The sequence below is a fragment of the Parabacteroides sp. AF39-10AC genome (genome assembly GCF_003635405.1).
Taxonomy (GTDB): Bacteria; Bacteroidota; Bacteroidia; order Bacteroidales; family Tannerellaceae; genus Parabacteroides; species Parabacteroides distasonis.
In genome coordinates, this window is record NZ_QTLP01000004.1 from 39,634 (window position 1) to 54,693 (window position 15,060).

Here is a 15,060-nt window from a genome sequence, read left to right on the forward strand (position 1 = left end):
ATGAAGAGTAAAATTATTGTAGCTTTATTAATTATGAACATGGTAATAAGTGCTTCCGCACAAAATCAGAATCAGTATGGATTGGTATATCGCGATGCGGTAAGTGAAAATGTGGTTGGAAAAGTAAATATACATCCTGTCTCGTATGAGGTTGGAGGTATAGGGGTAGTGGCGAATATCTATACTCCTGCGAATTATGATTCCTCAAAAGAGTATGTAGCTATTGTTGTTGCTCATCCTAATGGGGGCGTGAAAGAACAAGTTGCGGGTCTCTATGCGCAACGGCTGGCAGAGCTTGGATATATAACTATCGCTGCCGATGCGCGTTATCAAGGAGCAAGTGGTGGTGAGCCTCGGAATACAGATCGTCCGGCCAACCGGATAGAAGATATTCATGGTATGGTGGATTTCATATCTCAATATCCGGGTGTAGATGCCAGTCGTATAGGTGCGCTTGGTATTTGTGGCGGTGGAGGTTACACGCTTGGGGCTGCACAGGGTGATAAACGGATAAAGGCGGTCGCTACACTCAGCATGTTTAATTCGGGGCGTGTACGTCGTAATGGTTTTCAGGATTCCCAGATAAATACCATACAACAACGTTTAACCCAAGCGGCTGAGGCTAGAAATGAAGAGGCCAAAGGCAAAGTTCTATACACGGGTGAGATGAATGTCTCCGATGAGGAGGCGGCGAAACTACCGTTTGCCCTATATCGTGATGGTTATGAGTATTACTTTAAAACCCATGCTCATCCGAATTCGACATTTCGCTATACCATGAGCAGTTTATTGGATCTTATGACTTGGGATGCTACGGATCATATCGACTTGATCGACCAGCCTTTGCTATTGATCGCCGGAAGTGATGCCGATACAAAATATATGTCTGACGAAGCTTTTGAAAAGGCTACCGGAACAAAAGATAAAGAGATGTATCTTATTCCAGGAGCGGAGCATATCAAAACTTATTTTGTCCCGGAATATGTGAATCTAGCGGTAAATAAAATGAAAGATTTCTTCGGGATGAAATTGTAATTTGATTAAATTTGTACGATCTAAAATGGGGGTATCATGAAATATGGCAAAGATAGTGTTATTATCTCTGATAGTCTGAATGGGCTTGGGACAGATATTTATAAAGAGTATCTGTCTCATGCCTTGTGTTTGGGTGGAGCATGTAAATTCGAGTTCAATGGAAATCCATTCGAGTTACGTGAAGGGGATTGTATGATTGTGCGTAAAGGAAAACTGGTTGAGAAGATCACCCCATCTGCGGATTTTAAGGTTAAAGTCATTTATGTCACTCCCCAATTCATTGAGCTTTGTACTCCCCAGAATAATTATGGAATGAAAGGCCAGTTATCTTTGTTCCTGAATCCTGTGATGCGTCTGGATCGCAAGCAACAGGATATCTGTAAGAAAGATTTCGAGAATATAGAGTATAGGTTTAACAATGAAAACCATAATTTTTATCGTGACATAATGATTAATGTGATCCAGACAATGATTCTGGATTTCTTCGATTTTCACTCACATATTTATGGGGAGGAGAAGATCTCGGCCCAATATGCCTCCATTATGAGTAAGTTCCTGCAAATGCTGGAAGATGGGGTTTATCGCCAGCATAGAGACGTTACATACTATGCCTCGGAATTATGCGTGACGCCGAAGTATTTATCGGAAGTGACGAAAAAGGTGAGTGGCTATGCGGCAAATTATTGGATTAACCGTTATACGATATTGGATATATCACGGCTTTTGCGTGATAAGTCATTATCTTTCGTTTATATTTCCGATTTGTTTGGTTTCTCTTCTCCCTCTTATTTCAGCCGTTATGTGCAGCATAATTTAGGTATAAAGTCCTCAGATTATAGGGAGTGACCTTGTAAGCTAGCTTCACTCCTTTCCTTTTCGGTAAAATTTGTAGTTGACACCGACTTTTTTGTATTGTCTCAAAACTCCTTTGGTCGTAACTTCGCAACGAAGAATAGGTATAAATAGATGATGGAAAACTATTTATATATAATGTATAATCAAATTAATAAAGCCATGCAAAAAATTATGAGATCATTATTTATCGCGACATTGTTGTTGGTATCGATGGGAATGGGTGCCTATGCGCAGGAAACAAAAAAGACATTTACTCCGAAGCAGCAGGAGATGATAGATTTGTCTAATGCGAAATGGAAATGGATGTCAGAAAAAGATGTGGATAAGCTCGACGCCCTCTTCCACGAGAACTCTATGTTTGTACATATGGGTGGTTCGTGGGGTAAGCAGCCGGAGCTTGATGTGATCCGTACGGGAAACATACATTACAAGCATGCGGAGATACATGATGTAGATGTTAAATTCGCCGGTTGCGCCGGAATCGTATATAGCCGTATTCATCTTAATTCGGTAGTTGGTGGTAGGGAGGTCAGGTTCCCTTTCATCGTGACTGAGACGTACGTGAAGGAAGACGGACAATGGAAACTTGCTACCTTAGCATTTACTCGTACGGTAGGAGAATAATGATAAATACATATGAATATGAGACAGAACTTTCTAATCCGGCTTTTCTGCCTATGTTTGTTCCCGGTTTTCACCATGGCGCAAAATATGGATAATTTCAGACAACCGTACCCCTTGGGTACTAAGTTGCCGGAAGCGTCCGCGAAGAACTTCATTGGTCAGGCGTATATCGCTCCGATTACGGTTAATAGGGAGCTGAATGTCCCAATGTCTAATGTCACTTTTGAGCCTCGTTGCCGGAATAACTGGCATTATCATAAAGGGGGGCAGATACTTGTCGCGTCAGCAGGCATAGGCTACTATCAGGAAAAGGGGAAACCGGCCAGAAGATTGTATCCGGGGGATATCGTGGAAATTGCGCCTGACGTGATTCACTGGCATGGGGCGGCTCCGGATAGCTGGTTTGCTCACGTTGCCGTAAGTTGCAATCCTCAAACGAATGAGGCGGTGTGGCTCAGTCCGGTGGGAGAGAAGGAATATCAAGAAGCGACAAGCCAAGCGGAGAATGTGTATGCCGAAGCAAACCGGGTATTGGAAGCCAGGGAACAAGCCATTGTCTCTATCGCGGCGTACACGGGCAAGGGAGACTTGGCGCATCTGAGACAGGCGCTTGTGAAAGGACTTGAATCCGGTATGACCGTTAATGAAGTAAACGAAGTACTAATACATGCCTATGCTTATTGTGGATTTCCTCGCAGCTTAAGAGCCATACAGACATTTATGCAAGTCATTGAAGAGAGAAAAAGCATGGGAATTAAAGATGTAGAGGGTCGTGAAGCCTCTGCTATCGAGGATGGTGGGAGTCGATATGAGCGGGGACGGGATATTCTGGCGGAAATATCGGGTACGTCTGCTTCTGTCCCTAAAACCGGATATGCGGTATTTGCCCCGACGATCGAACGTTTCCTCAAGGAACATCTGTTCGCGGACCTTTTTGAGCGCGACTTATTGACATATAGGGAGCGTGAATTGGCGACCGTGTCTGTATTGGCAGGCGTTGGCGGTGTTGAACCTATGGCTTACGGCCATATGTCAATTTGCTTGCATCTGGGTATTACGCCAGAGCAACTTACGGCTTTGCTAAATATCGTAGAGATAAACCTAGGGAAAAAGAGTTCAGATCCATTACGTGATGTGCTCGGACAATTAACGGATAAAAAATGAATCAGAAGAATATGAAGAAGATTTTATTATTAGCATTATTAATACCCGTGTTTGGAATGGCAGATGCCCAGGATTTAGTGATCGCTAAACAAGGGCATTTCTCAGTAGGAGGACAAACCATACAGCGTCCGGGTACGTATGACAACAGTAAGTTTGTCGGTTGGGCTACCCAAGTCGAGACCGGGCAGAGCTATCGTGCGGATCATGCTTTCGTGGATTTCCAAGTTCCGGCCCATGCGAAAAAATTGCCTTTGGTTTATGTTCATGGTTATGGTGGCTCTGGGGTATGTTGGCAAATGACACCCGATGGGCGGGATGGTTTCGCTACTCTCATGTTACGCCGGGGATATAGCAGTTACGTGATGGATCTTCCCGGTCGTGGCCGTGCCGGAAGGACATCTGCTACGACTACGGTCAAGCCGCTGGCCGATGAGATGTTCTGGTTTGACATCTGGCGTATCGGGATTTGGCCGGAATATAACAAAGGTGTGCAGTTTCCGTCTGATTCAGCCTATCTATCGCAGTTTTTCCGGGAGATGACGCCCGATATCAGTGATCACAAACAAGATGTACCGGCAATCAATGCCTTGACGGAAAAAATAGGGGACAATATCCTTGTAACACATTCGGCGGGAGGTTTCCCGGGATGGATGGCCGCTATACAAAATCCGAATGTCAAGGCTGTCGTTTCATATGAGCCGGGTGGCTATGTGTTTCCCGAGGGGGAGGTGCCCGATCCGATCGCCGGACTTACCGGTGGGGCGACTGGAGTAGCTATTCCTATGGAACAGTTCTTGCGACTTACTCGGATTCCAATCGTAATGTATTTCGGTGATTATATTCCGGAGACTCCATCAGAGAATCTTGGTGGCGAGAATTGGCGTGTACGTCTGCAAATGGGACGTAAATTCGTGGAGGCCATAAATAGGCATGGGGGAAACGCGACCTTAGTTGAGTTGCCCAAGATCGGTATTTATGGTAATACCCATTTCTTGATGCAGGATTTGAATAATGGCCAACTAGCGGATCTGCTGGGCGAATGGTTGGAAAAGAATGATCTTGGCAAATAGCATTGGGAATGGTTCTTTTAAGAACTTGCTGATTTTACATTTTGTTATCGGATTAGATAATCGGTAATATATCCTCCCAAATATGTTTCTTCAAGTCAACGCAGCCATTCTTCTTGAAGGTAATGCCTTCTTTCTCCAATAATCCCCGTTGTTCCGCCCAGTTGGGAGCTAATCTGCCTTGGCTGTTTACCACCCGGTGGCAAGGCAGGTTCAGTTCTTTCGGGACGTTGAACATTGCCTGCCCTACCATACGGGAACATTGTGGCCTTCGGGCGAGCTTGGCTAGCTGCCCGTAGGTAACCACACATCCTTCCGGTATCTCTCTGACGATGTTATAAACTTCCGTATAAAAATCAGCCTTCATTGATTCTGGTTTTTATTTTCGCCCATGCGTGTGTTTCGTATAGGGAGGAGTTACGCATTATCTGATACATCGTCTTGAAACGTGACATCGGGATCGTGAGACTTAATAAGTTGCTTTCCACATATGGTCGGACCGAGGGATCGAAGAAACCAAGGAACGTGCGGTGACCTCCTTGTCTATTTTCGTTGACAGTGAGCGTGATGGTGGAGCTGCAACCGGAACCAAATGGTGTGGAGACGGCATCCGGATTATTGTTGTCGAAAAAGGTCCAAGTAATTAACCCTGACAAGATATCCGGGGTTGCGAGGAACAAAAGCCCCTCTACTTTTTCAAACGAGGTTAATCGATCGATCCTTGCGAAATGGAGGTATGGGAGGGAGGACCTTTGTACGTTCATGCCTTTTATACCCTCGACTACCATTTCCGGAGTTTGCTTATATCTCTCTTTTAAAGAGACAAAATTGGGGACATGTTCTGGCATAGGGGTGAATCCTGTATAAAACTTTCCACCTCCGCAGCCAACGCTATCTCCGTTCATACTGATAATCTCGCCTTGCCTGATAGCGGGAAGGGCCTTGAATAAACAGCCTTGTGTCTGCTTTAATTCTCCAAGCAGAGAATCGGAATACCAGAAAGCGATCGGCAATTCCGCCTTTAGAGAAAATGCCTCGTAATAATTGTTGATGAAAGTTTGAATATCCATATGCGATTGATTTAGGTTGATTTATACTTACCAATCGATTTCCGGGATGCCTTTACCCCGTAGGAAATCATTAGCCTTACTGAAATGCTTACAACCGAAGAAACCATATTCGGCGGAGCGGGGAGATGGATGTACGGTCGTTAGGACCAAATGCTGGCTCGTATCGATAAGGGAAATCTTGGCTTTTGCGTAACTACCCCATAACATGAATACTAGATTTTCCCGTTCGTCGCTTAATTTCTTGATAACGGCGTCCGTGAATGTTTCCCATCCCCTGTTCCGGTGCGAACCTGTTTGGTGGGCACGGACCGTGAGGACGGAATTCATCGGAAATACGCCTTGGCTTACCCAACGATCCAAATTCCCGGAGGAAGGGATCGGTTTCCCAAGATCATCGTAGATCTCTTTGAATATATTCATCAAGGAGCCGGGAATCGCCACGCCATCGGGTACCGAGAAGCAGACCCCGTAGTATTGCCCCGGATTTGGATAGGGGTCTTGTCCCAAGATAACGACTTTTACCTTCTCAAACGGGCATGCGTTAAATATATGGAATATCTGGGACCCGGGAGGAAGTACGTGCGCTTGCTTATATTCGTTTTTGACAAATGTCACCAATTGCTCGAAATAAGGCTTGTCAAATTCTTCTTGCAGACGTTTTCTCCAACTTTCATCTATTCTAACATTCATGGTGTTTTTCTTATTCTTCCACCAAAGGTACGGAGAAAAGCTTAAAATTCGAGGATTTTGTGTAAGTTTGCCTTCCGATTTGAATTTAAATAAGAAAACATGATAAGTTACCTTCAGATAGATAAGCTGACCAAGAGCTTCGGTGATTTGGTTCTTTTCGAGGATATAACGTTCGGAGTCGCGCAAGGACAGAAGATCGGGTTGATCGCTAAAAACGGGACGGGTAAGACTACCTTATTGAATATTATCGGTGGTAAGGAGGATTACGACTCGGGTGAGGTGGTTTTCCGGAAAGACCTGCGGGTCGGGTATTTGGAGCAATCACCTTCTTATCCGGAAGAACTGACCGTGCTACAGGCTTGCTTCCACTCGAAGAACGAGACTGTCCGGTTGATTGCTGAGTACGAGGAGGCGATGGCGAAAGAGGATCATTCGAATCTGGAGGACATCCTTACCCGTATGGATAGCTTCAAGGCGTGGGATTATGAGCAAAAGGCGAAACAAATCCTCGGGCAGTTGAAGATTCATAACTTCAATCAGAAGATCGGGGAATTGTCCGGAGGACAGTTGAAACGGGTTGCCTTGGCGAATGTCTTGATCACGGACCCGGAATTGATTATCTTGGATGAGCCGACGAACCATTTGGATCTGGAAATGACCGAATGGCTGGAAGATTATCTGAACCGGGCCAATATCAGTATCTTGATGGTGACGCACGATCGTTACTTCTTAGATCGTGTATGTAGCGAGATCATAGAGATCGATAATAAGCAAATCTATTCGTATAAAGGTAATTATAGTTATTATCTGGAGAAACGCCAAGAGCGTGTCGAGGCGATGAACGCCGACGTGGAGCGCGCGAAAAATCTTCTCCGTACGGAACTGGATTGGATGCGCCGCCAGCCGCAGGCACGGGGCACGAAAGCGAAGTACCGTATCGATGCCTTTTATGAGCTGGAAAAGAAAGCGAAGCAACAACGGGATACCGGAAAGGTGAACTTGGACGTGAAGGCTTCTTACATTGGTTCGAAGATTTTCGAGGCGGTGAATGTAAGCAAACGTTTCGGTGATTTGAAGATTACGGAGGATTTCAACTATATTTTCGCCCGTTACGAGAAGATGGGTATTGTCGGGAATAACGGTACGGGCAAATCTACCTTTATCAAGATGCTGATGGGGGAGGTGGCTCCCGATAGCGGCCATTTCGATGTCGGCGAGACCGTTCGTTTCGGTTATTACAGTCAAGATGGCTTGAAGTTCGATGAGCAAATGAAAGTGATCGACGTGGTGCAGGCGATCGCCGAATACGTGGATTTGGGTAACGGACAGAAGATGGGTGTCTCCCAGTTCCTGAACTATTTCCTGTTCACGCCGGAGAAACAGCATAGTTACGTTTATAAATTGAGCGGTGGGGAGAAACGTCGTTTGTATTTATGTACGGTATTGATGCGTAGCCCGAACTTCTTGGTGCTCGATGAGCCGACCAATGATCTGGATATCGTGACCTTGAACGTATTGGAGGAATACCTTCGTAACTTCAAGGGGTGCGCTATCGTCGTTTCCCACGACCGTTACTTTATGGATAAGGTGGTAGATCACCTGCTGGTTTTCCGGGGTAACGCCGATATCAAGGATTTCCCCGGCAACTATACGCAGTACCGGGATTGGAAAGACGTGCAAGACCAACTGGAAAAAGAGGCGGAGGCTGCTTTGCAAGCGAGACAAAACCCGGCTCCGGAGAAACCGTCTCGTCCTGTCAATGAGCAAAAGAAAAAACTCACTTTCAAGGAGCGGAAAGAGTTCGAGGCCCTAGAGGAGGAGATACCGGCTTTAGAGGCGGAGAAAGCGGAGTTGGAGACCGCTATGAGCAGTGGTACTTTGTCTACGGACGAGCTTATGGCTAAATCTCAACGGATCACCCAAGTCATGGAAGAGATCGACGAGAAAACGATGCGCTGGCTGGAGTTGAGCGAGCTGGCATAAGTAATAAAGAGGAATGAGCGAGACTAAACCTGTACTTTGGAACCGGAATTTCGTCCAATGTTGTATCTCTTACTTCTTGATGAATTTCGCCTTTTATATGTTGATGCCTACTATGCCGGTCTATCTGGTGGAAGAGTTGGGCATCAGCACGTCCGAGGTGGGGATGGTCTTGTCTAGCTATACGATCGGCTTGCTGTGCGTGCGCCCGTTCTCGGGGTATCTGGTAGATTGTTTCTCCCGCAAACCGTTATATGTATTCGCCTTCACGATATTCGCCTGTCTGTTCGCCGGTTATTGGTTTGCCATGACGGTCTATACGATCATGGCGGTTCGTTTCATCCAAGGCGGGTTCATGGGACTGACCTCTGTTTCCGGCAATACGATTACGATAGACGTAATCCCTTCCAAGCGAAGGGGAGAAGGCATGGGCTTTTACGGATTGACGATCAATCTCGCCATGTCTTTGGCTCCTTTGGTGGCGGTCGGGCTGTACGATCGGCATGGTTTCTTCTGGATCATAGGGGGCGCTTTGGTGATCGCGTTGGTCGGGATCGGCTCCGTCGGGCTGATCCGTTATCCGAAACGGGAGAAAGTGCCTCGTCCGGCCTTCTCGTTGGATCGTTTTATCTTGGTGAAAGCGCTTCCTGCGGCCTTGGCCTATTTGCTGGTCGCTATACCTTATGGGATGTTGCTCTCGTTCGTGGTATTATATGGTAAAGAGATCGAGGTGCCGGACCCCGGCTACTTCTTTATATTTATGGCGATCGGTGTAGGGACGGCCCGTTTGATTTCCGGACGGTTGGTGGACCATGGCAAGATCCATGTCGTGTCCATCGTATCCTTGGTCTCTTTAGCGATCTCGTTTTCCGTGTTCGCTACCGTACATACATCGTTTATCTTTTTCGCTTGCGCCTTGGCGATCGGTATCGGTTTTGGCGTGAGCGTACCGGCTTTTCAATGTCTTTTCGTGAATGTCGCTCCGCACCATATGCGCGGTACGGCTACCTCCACCTACTTGACCTCTTTCGATTTCGGGATGGGGATCGGGATGTTATCCGCCGGCTTTATCGCTACCCGTGCCAATCTGGCTACCGCCTACGGAGTCGGGGCGGTTTGTTGCCTTCTTTCCTTATTCGTCTATATCCGCTTGGTAAAAGCCTCGTACGAGAGGAATAAGCTGATTTCTTGATCCGCTTGATTCCCGGTTTCGTCTAAACCTACGGCGTACTTCGTCGATTCTTCCTTTTCTAGCGGGAAACCTCACCCTATATTTGTATCAAAGATCACAGAGAAATAGGTTTTTAAGGTTTAACAAATGAAAGGAATAGGTAGTATGAAACGTTTAGTAATGGCTATGTCAGCCTTGTTGGTAAGTGTGACAATGAGTTTCGCGCAGGAATCGAGCTTACATAAAGAACCGTTTGTAGTCAATGTGGGCCAATTGGTAAGCTATCTGGAATTACGTCCCAGCCAGATTAATGAGGTAGCGATGATCAACGATTATTTTAGGGAAAAGCAAAGCGAGGGCTTGAGGGGAAGTCATAAAATGCGGGATAAACGGATGCGGCAAGCCGTATTTGGCAACTTAAAGTTGATGAAAAAGGCGTTAAGCACCGATCAATATCGGAAATACGTGGCTTTGATCAACGTAACGAACAATAATAACCGGATGACGAGCGGGCTTTCCTTCCCCGATGTTTATCTAGCCGATAAATAAGTAAAGGATAGATGTAAAGTATCAAGCTATTGCATAAAAAGTATCTTGTGACTGTATCTATTCTATAAACCACGTCGTGGTCTGTATAGATCATGTCGTGGTTTTTATAGATCACGCTGTGGTTTGTATAATCCACGACGGAGATTATAGAATAGATATGGTATCGTATAAGAATACAGCTAGGCTTGTATAAGAATATATCTAGGCTTTTGCTTGTTTATAAACGGTGTCTATGATGAAATAGATAGTGTTTATCGTAATATGTATTACAAAATGATTGCTATATGCCTTGATATATATCAATAACGTCAATTGTTTGCAAAAATTAACCGTATTGAAGAACAATGTTATAAAACATACTGTTATATTTGCAGTAACAAAAAGAGAAAGATAGAAGATGCGGAAACGCCGCATTTATTAGTTAAGGTCTTAGTTTAGGTTTAAATTTTAGGTATTATGAGACGTTTAGGTATGATGGTAGTCGCTTTAATGATGGTAGCGACAATGAGCTTTGCTCAAAAGGTTAGTGATTCAAAGAGTATGAGTTTCGATAAGCTAAGCAGATATTTGCAGCTTGACGCAAACCAGATCGCTGAGGTGTCAGAGATTAATACTTACTTCGAGAATCAATTAGGTCAACCCCTGTCTGCGGAAGCGCTTTGCAATAACGCAAGACCGGAAGAAACTCGCAACGCATTGTTGTGTAATTTGAAACTGATGAAACGTGCATTGACTAAAGATCAATATCGTAAATATGTAGCGTTGATTAATGTGACTCGCGCTAATCAGGAAGATAAGGTTTCTAATCCGCTTTTGGACAGTTATTTGGCTGAGAAGTAATTAAGCCAATGTGATTGGGCTATGTGTTTTTAAGGTTTTTGTTTAGGTTTAACAATTTAAGGTTTTTAGGTATTATGAAACGTTTTGGAATGGCAGTCGCAGCCTTATTGATGTGTGCGACAATGAGCTTCGCTCAGAAACCGAGTTTGAGTAGAGAACCGTTTGTGGTAAGTACAGAGAAGTTAGCGAACTATTTGCAATTGACTCCGAGTCAGTTGGACGAGGTAGCTAACATCAACGAATATTTCATCGAGATGCAGAACGCAAGTGTAAAAGCTAGCGCTAAATTGCAGGACAAGAAGATGTATCAGGCGGTTTACGGTAACTTGAAGTTGATGAAGAAGGCTTTGAGCCCGGATCAATATCGTAAGTATGTTACTTTATTGAATATCACGAACAATAACAACCGTACGCTGGGTGTTAATACGTTCCCGGAAGTGTACTTAGCGGATAACGCAAGTAAGTAATTTATACTATATAAGAGTGTGTCCCCCCACTATTTCCTGTCAAAAGGTAAATAGTGGGGATACTTTTTTTTAAGGCTTGCGTATAAATCGGAGAAGATTGTGTAAGTTTGCGGCGTTTTACAAATAACGCTTAATTCGAGTCATGACAACACAACAACTTTTAGTCCCTTCTAATGCTACTTTGAAGAGAAATGTAATGGACTACTCCTTAATCGTGGTAGGTTCATTTTTGCAGGCACTTAGTTACGTGCTTTTCCTAGCGCCTTACAAAATCGTACCGGGAGGTGTGTATGGTATCTCTATCGTAATCCACTATGTGACGAAAGATTTGTTCCCGTTCTTCCCGGATGGTTTGCCGATGGGTGCGACGGCGCTTTGCTTCAATATCCCGTTGATGATTTTGGCGATGAAAAAGATCGGATTGTCTTCCGGCCCGAAGACGATCGTTACTTTCTTGCTGATCTCTATATTTACCGACTCATTATCTTATTTCCTTACCGATCCATTGGTGGAGAACGATGCCTTTATCGCCGCCTTTTACGGTGGAGCTATTTTAGGATTGGGTGTGACTTGTATTTTCCGGGCGCAAAGTACGAGTGCCGGTACGGATGTATTGGCACGTGTGATCGCTAATGACTCCAACTTGAAGGTCAGCAATATGATCATCGTATTGGATTCCGCGGTCGTATTGTTGGGCTTGATCGTGTTTAAGGATTGGGCGGTACCTTTGTATTCTTGGTTTACTATTTTCGTATATGGAAAAATCGTGGAGATGTTCCAGACGGAGAACCCGAACCGTGCTGTCTTTATCGTTTCCCGAAAGACAAAGGAAATGCGTGATTTGATTGTCGATAAAATGGGTATGAGAGGAACATTTATCCATGGTAAAGGCATGTACGAGGGACATGAGACCGAGATTATCTTTACGATTGCCGAGCGTAAGGACATGCCCCGCTTGAAAGATGAGGTAAAAGAGATCGATCCGAATGCTTTTGTATCTACGATGCACGCTAGCAAAGATTCGCCAAGACCGGGTATTTGATTAATAATTTTACTATCTTTGCCCCTCAAAACGAATAAATATAAGATAGTAATGCCCAACATCTCACAAAGAGGAGTCGAAATGCCCGCTTCCCCGATCCGGAAGCTGGCTCCATTGGCCGATGCTGCCAAACAGAGAGGAGTTCATGTGTATCACCTGAATATCGGTCAGCCCGACCTTCCCACTCCGCGAGCGGCACTCGACGCGATCCGTAATGTCGATCGTACGGTGTTGGAATATAGCCCTAGTCAGGGATATCGCAGTTATCGCGAGAAGTTGGTTGGATATTATAAAAAGTATGATATTAATCTTACGGCTGACGATATTATCATCACTACCGGTGGTTCGGAGGCTGTTTTGTTTGCCTTCTTGAGCTGCTTGAATCCGGGTGATGAGATTATCGTACCGGAACCTGCTTATGCTAATTATATGGCATTCGCTATCTCGGCAGGAGCCGTGATCCGGACAGTGACGACTACGATAGAGGAAGGATTTTCTCTTCCGAAAGTAGAGAAATTCGAGGAGTTGATCAATGAGCGTACCAAAGCGATCCTGATCTGTAACCCGAACAATCCTACGGGTTATTTGTATACGCGTCGTGAGATGAATCAAATCCGGGATATCGTAAAGAAATATGATCTTTATCTTTTCTCGGATGAGGTATACCGGGAGTTTATCTATACCGGTTCCCCGTATATCTCGGCTTGTCATCTGGAAGGTATCGAGCAGAACGTGGTATTGATCGATTCTGTCTCCAAACGCTATTCGGAATGCGGTATCCGTATCGGTGCGTTGATTACGAAAAATGCCGAAGTGCGTAGTGCCGTCATGAAGTTCTGCCAAGCTCGTTTAAGCCCGCCTTTGATCGGACAGATCGCAGCCGAGGCCTCTTTGGATGCTTCCGAGGAGTATGCCCGTGAGACTTATGACGAGTATGTGGAACGGCGTAAATGCTTGATCGATGGCTTGAACCGTATTCCCGGCGTTTATTCTCCCATACCGATGGGCGCTTTCTATACGGTGGCTAAACTTCCGGTGGATGATGCCGATAAGTTCTGCGCTTGGTGTCTGGAAGAGTTTGAATACGAGGGTCAGACGGTCATGATGGCACCGGCGTCGGGTTTTTACACGACACCGGGACTTGGTAAGAATGAGGTTCGTATGGCCTATGTCTTGAAAAAGGAAGATTTGGCGAAAGCTTTGACGGTGTTATCAAAGGCGCTGGAAGCTTATCCGGGAAGAATGTTATAAATGAATTTAGAGCTATTTATCGCCAAAAAGATACATTTCAGCAAGGAGGGGGATCGTGAGGTTACTCCTCCCGCTGTTCGTATTGCCATGATCGGGATCGCTTTGGGATTGGCGGTGATGATCCTTTCGGTGGCGATCGTGATAGGCTTTAAGAAAGAGGTCCGGAACAAGGTGATCGGTTTCGGCTCGCATATCCAGATCACGAATTTCGATAGTAATTCTTCCTATGAGTCGCAGCCGATAGCGGTTAGCGATACTTTATTGAATGCGCTCGATGCATTCCCCGGTATTCGCCATGTCGAGAAATTTGCGACGAAGCTAGGCATCTTGAAGACTGACCAAGATTTTCAAGGTATTGTCTTGAAAGGGGTGGATACGGATTATGACTGGACTTTCTTCAAGGAAAATTTAAAAGAGGGCGAGATTTTTACGATCCAGCCGGATAAGAACTCTACGGATGTTATTATTTCGAAGTATTTGTCTGATCTGCTAGGACTAAAGGTCGGGGATTCTTTCCTGACTTATTTTGTGCAAGATGACGTGCGTGCCCGTAAGTTCACGATCACGGGGATTTATGAGACGGGTTTCCTTGATTATGACAAGATGTTCGTAATCGCTGATATTAAGCAGATACGTCGCTTGAACGGTTGGGATAAAGATCAAGTAAGCGGACTGGAGTTGCAAGTGGATGACTATGATCGTTTGGACCAAGTGGCCGAGGATATTTATTTCGATCTGACGGAACGGCAAGACCGAAATGGCAATACGTTCTACGCCCGCTCGATCAAGGAGTTGAACCCGATGATCTTTAATTGGCTGGATGTGCTGGACATCAATGTGGTGGTTATCTTGGCGCTGATGCTTTCCGTCGCAGGGTTTACCATGATCTCCGGATTATTGATCATAATCTTAGAGCGTACCAATATGATCGGAATCCTAAAAGCCTTGGGACAAAATAATAACAGTATTCGCAAGATCTTCTTGTATGTCTCTTTCTTCTTGATCGGCAAAGGAATGTTGTGGGGGAATATCATCGGTATCTCTCTTTGTTTGCTTCAATCTCATTTCCACATTATCCAATTAGATCCTTCTATTTATTATTTGGATGCCGTGCCTATCGATCTGAGCCTATTTTCACTGTTCCTTTTGAATATAGGGACATTGGCCGCCTCCATGTTGATGATGTTAGGACCTTCCTATTTGATTACGAAGATTGATCCGGCCAAGAGTATCCGTTTTGAATAAAAGCCGTATC

General features: G+C 45.1%; 16 protein-coding genes. 13 read left to right on the forward strand and 3 right to left on the reverse strand.

Annotated elements, in window-relative coordinates; translation table 11 throughout:
• From DW033_RS04690 to DW033_RS04710, 5 genes are all read left to right on the forward strand, one after another.
• On the forward strand, window positions 1-1,035 hold the full coding sequence (locus tag DW033_RS04690) for an alpha/beta hydrolase (protein WP_048927589.1): 1,035 nt from the start codon (window positions 1-3) through the stop codon (window positions 1,033-1,035).
• A 36-nt stretch (window positions 1,036-1,071) separates the two neighbouring features.
• Window positions 1,072-1,881: an AraC family transcriptional regulator gene (locus tag DW033_RS04695; protein WP_048927590.1), complete on the forward strand. Its 810-nt coding sequence runs from the start codon at window positions 1,072-1,074 to the stop codon at window positions 1,879-1,881.
• A 180-nt stretch (window positions 1,882-2,061) separates the two neighbouring features.
• Window positions 2,062-2,514, forward strand: coding sequence for a nuclear transport factor 2 family protein (locus DW033_RS04700; protein ID WP_070104343.1), 453 nt, complete (start codon window positions 2,062-2,064; stop codon window positions 2,512-2,514).
• A 12-nt stretch (window positions 2,515-2,526) separates the two neighbouring features.
• Entirely contained in the window at window positions 2,527-3,678 is a 1,152-nt protein-coding gene (locus DW033_RS04705; RefSeq protein WP_008780082.1) for a carboxymuconolactone decarboxylase family protein, read from the forward strand.
• Between the two features lie 11 nt (window positions 3,679-3,689).
• Window positions 3,690-4,748 carry an alpha/beta fold hydrolase gene (locus DW033_RS04710; RefSeq protein ID WP_005864433.1) on the forward strand — a complete coding sequence of 353 codons (1,059 nt, stop codon included), beginning with the start codon at window positions 3,690-3,692 and terminating at the stop codon, window positions 4,746-4,748.
• 52 nt (window positions 4,749-4,800) lie between these two features.
• Here the strand turns inward: DW033_RS04710 and DW033_RS04715 are convergent, their stop codons facing one another.
• From DW033_RS04715 to ung, 3 genes are read right to left on the reverse strand one after another with little or no spacing between them, the layout of a single operon-like run.
• Window positions 4,801-5,112: an MGMT family protein gene (locus tag DW033_RS04715; protein ID WP_005864435.1), complete on the reverse strand. Its 312-nt coding sequence runs from the start codon at window positions 5,110-5,112 to the stop codon at window positions 4,801-4,803.
• A complete protein-coding gene (locus DW033_RS04720; protein WP_122368794.1) occupies window positions 5,102-5,815 on the reverse strand; it encodes a DUF169 domain-containing protein in 714 nt (237 codons plus the stop codon). The genes DW033_RS04715 and DW033_RS04720 overlap by 11 nt, the downstream gene beginning before the upstream one ends.
• A 27-nt stretch (window positions 5,816-5,842) precedes the next feature.
• The gene (ung, locus tag DW033_RS04725; protein WP_057326941.1) at window positions 5,843-6,505 is read right to left on the reverse strand and encodes a uracil-DNA glycosylase; all 663 of its coding nucleotides are present in this window, start codon (window positions 6,503-6,505) and stop codon (window positions 5,843-5,845) included.
• A 99-nt stretch (window positions 6,506-6,604) separates the two neighbouring features.
• On the opposite strand from ung, the gene DW033_RS04730 reads away from it, so the two are divergent.
• The 8 genes from DW033_RS04730 to DW033_RS04775 all read left to right on the forward strand — a co-directional run bounded on the left by DW033_RS04730 (window position 6,605) and on the right by DW033_RS04775 (window position 15,050).
• Window positions 6,605-8,488, forward strand: a complete 1,884-nt coding sequence (locus DW033_RS04730; RefSeq protein WP_036631026.1) for an ABC-F family ATP-binding cassette domain-containing protein — start codon at window positions 6,605-6,607, stop codon at window positions 8,486-8,488.
• Window positions 8,489-8,501: 13 nt separating this feature from the next.
• Window positions 8,502-9,677 carry an MFS transporter gene (locus DW033_RS04735; protein ID WP_121961227.1) on the forward strand — a complete coding sequence of 392 codons (1,176 nt, stop codon included), beginning with the start codon at window positions 8,502-8,504 and terminating at the stop codon, window positions 9,675-9,677.
• A 144-nt stretch (window positions 9,678-9,821) separates the two neighbouring features.
• Entirely contained in the window at window positions 9,822-10,205 is a 384-nt protein-coding gene (locus DW033_RS04740; protein WP_008773491.1) for a hypothetical protein, read from the forward strand.
• A gap of 456 nt (window positions 10,206-10,661) precedes the next feature.
• Entirely contained in the window at window positions 10,662-11,045 is a 384-nt protein-coding gene (locus DW033_RS04755; protein WP_005854530.1) for a hypothetical protein, read from the forward strand.
• 74 nt (window positions 11,046-11,119) lie between these two features.
• Complete coding sequence (locus tag DW033_RS04760) at window positions 11,120-11,512, forward strand: hypothetical protein (protein WP_005854532.1); 393 nt, start codon at window positions 11,120-11,122, stop codon at window positions 11,510-11,512.
• Window positions 11,513-11,654: 142 nt separating this feature from the next.
• On the forward strand, window positions 11,655-12,554 hold the full coding sequence (locus tag DW033_RS04765) for a YitT family protein (RefSeq protein ID WP_005864449.1): 900 nt from the start codon (window positions 11,655-11,657) through the stop codon (window positions 12,552-12,554).
• Window positions 12,555-12,605: 51 nt separating this feature from the next.
• Window positions 12,606-13,805: a pyridoxal phosphate-dependent aminotransferase gene (locus tag DW033_RS04770; protein WP_005854538.1), complete on the forward strand. Its 1,200-nt coding sequence runs from the start codon at window positions 12,606-12,608 to the stop codon at window positions 13,803-13,805.
• Entirely contained in the window at window positions 13,806-15,050 is a 1,245-nt protein-coding gene (locus tag DW033_RS04775) for an ABC transporter permease (RefSeq protein WP_122382502.1), read from the forward strand.
• The last annotated feature ends 10 nt before the right edge of the window (window positions 15,051-15,060 follow it).

Coding starts and splice junctions, on each gene's coding strand:
- DW033_RS04730 (WP_036631026.1), top strand. CDS start 6,605: ATGATAAGTTACCTTCAGATAGATAAGCTGACCAAGAGCTTCGGTGAT.
- DW033_RS04690 (WP_048927589.1), top strand. CDS start 1: ATGAAGAGTAAAATTATTGTAGCTTTATTAATTATGAACATGGTAATA.
- DW033_RS04705 (WP_008780082.1), top strand. CDS start 2,527: ATGAATATGAGACAGAACTTTCTAATCCGGCTTTTCTGCCTATGTTTG.
- DW033_RS04740 (WP_008773491.1), top strand. CDS start 9,822: ATGAAACGTTTAGTAATGGCTATGTCAGCCTTGTTGGTAAGTGTGACA.
- DW033_RS04700 (WP_070104343.1), top strand. CDS start 2,062: ATGAGATCATTATTTATCGCGACATTGTTGTTGGTATCGATGGGAATG.
- DW033_RS04755 (WP_005854530.1), top strand. CDS start 10,662: ATGAGACGTTTAGGTATGATGGTAGTCGCTTTAATGATGGTAGCGACA.
- DW033_RS04770 (WP_005854538.1), top strand. CDS start 12,606: ATGCCCAACATCTCACAAAGAGGAGTCGAAATGCCCGCTTCCCCGATC.
- DW033_RS04710 (WP_005864433.1), top strand. CDS start 3,690: ATGAAGAAGATTTTATTATTAGCATTATTAATACCCGTGTTTGGAATG.
- DW033_RS04720 (WP_122368794.1), bottom strand. CDS start 5,815: ATGGATATTCAAACTTTCATCAACAATTATTACGAGGCATTTTCTCTA.
- ung (WP_057326941.1), bottom strand. CDS start 6,505: ATGAATGTTAGAATAGATGAAAGTTGGAGAAAACGTCTGCAAGAAGAA.
- DW033_RS04775 (WP_122382502.1), top strand. CDS start 13,806: ATGAATTTAGAGCTATTTATCGCCAAAAAGATACATTTCAGCAAGGAG.
- DW033_RS04735 (WP_121961227.1), top strand. CDS start 8,502: ATGAGCGAGACTAAACCTGTACTTTGGAACCGGAATTTCGTCCAATGT.
- DW033_RS04695 (WP_048927590.1), top strand. CDS start 1,072: ATGAAATATGGCAAAGATAGTGTTATTATCTCTGATAGTCTGAATGGG.
- DW033_RS04715 (WP_005864435.1), bottom strand. CDS start 5,112: ATGAAGGCTGATTTTTATACGGAAGTTTATAACATCGTCAGAGAGATA.
- DW033_RS04760 (WP_005854532.1), top strand. CDS start 11,120: ATGAAACGTTTTGGAATGGCAGTCGCAGCCTTATTGATGTGTGCGACA.
- DW033_RS04765 (WP_005864449.1), top strand. CDS start 11,655: ATGACAACACAACAACTTTTAGTCCCTTCTAATGCTACTTTGAAGAGA.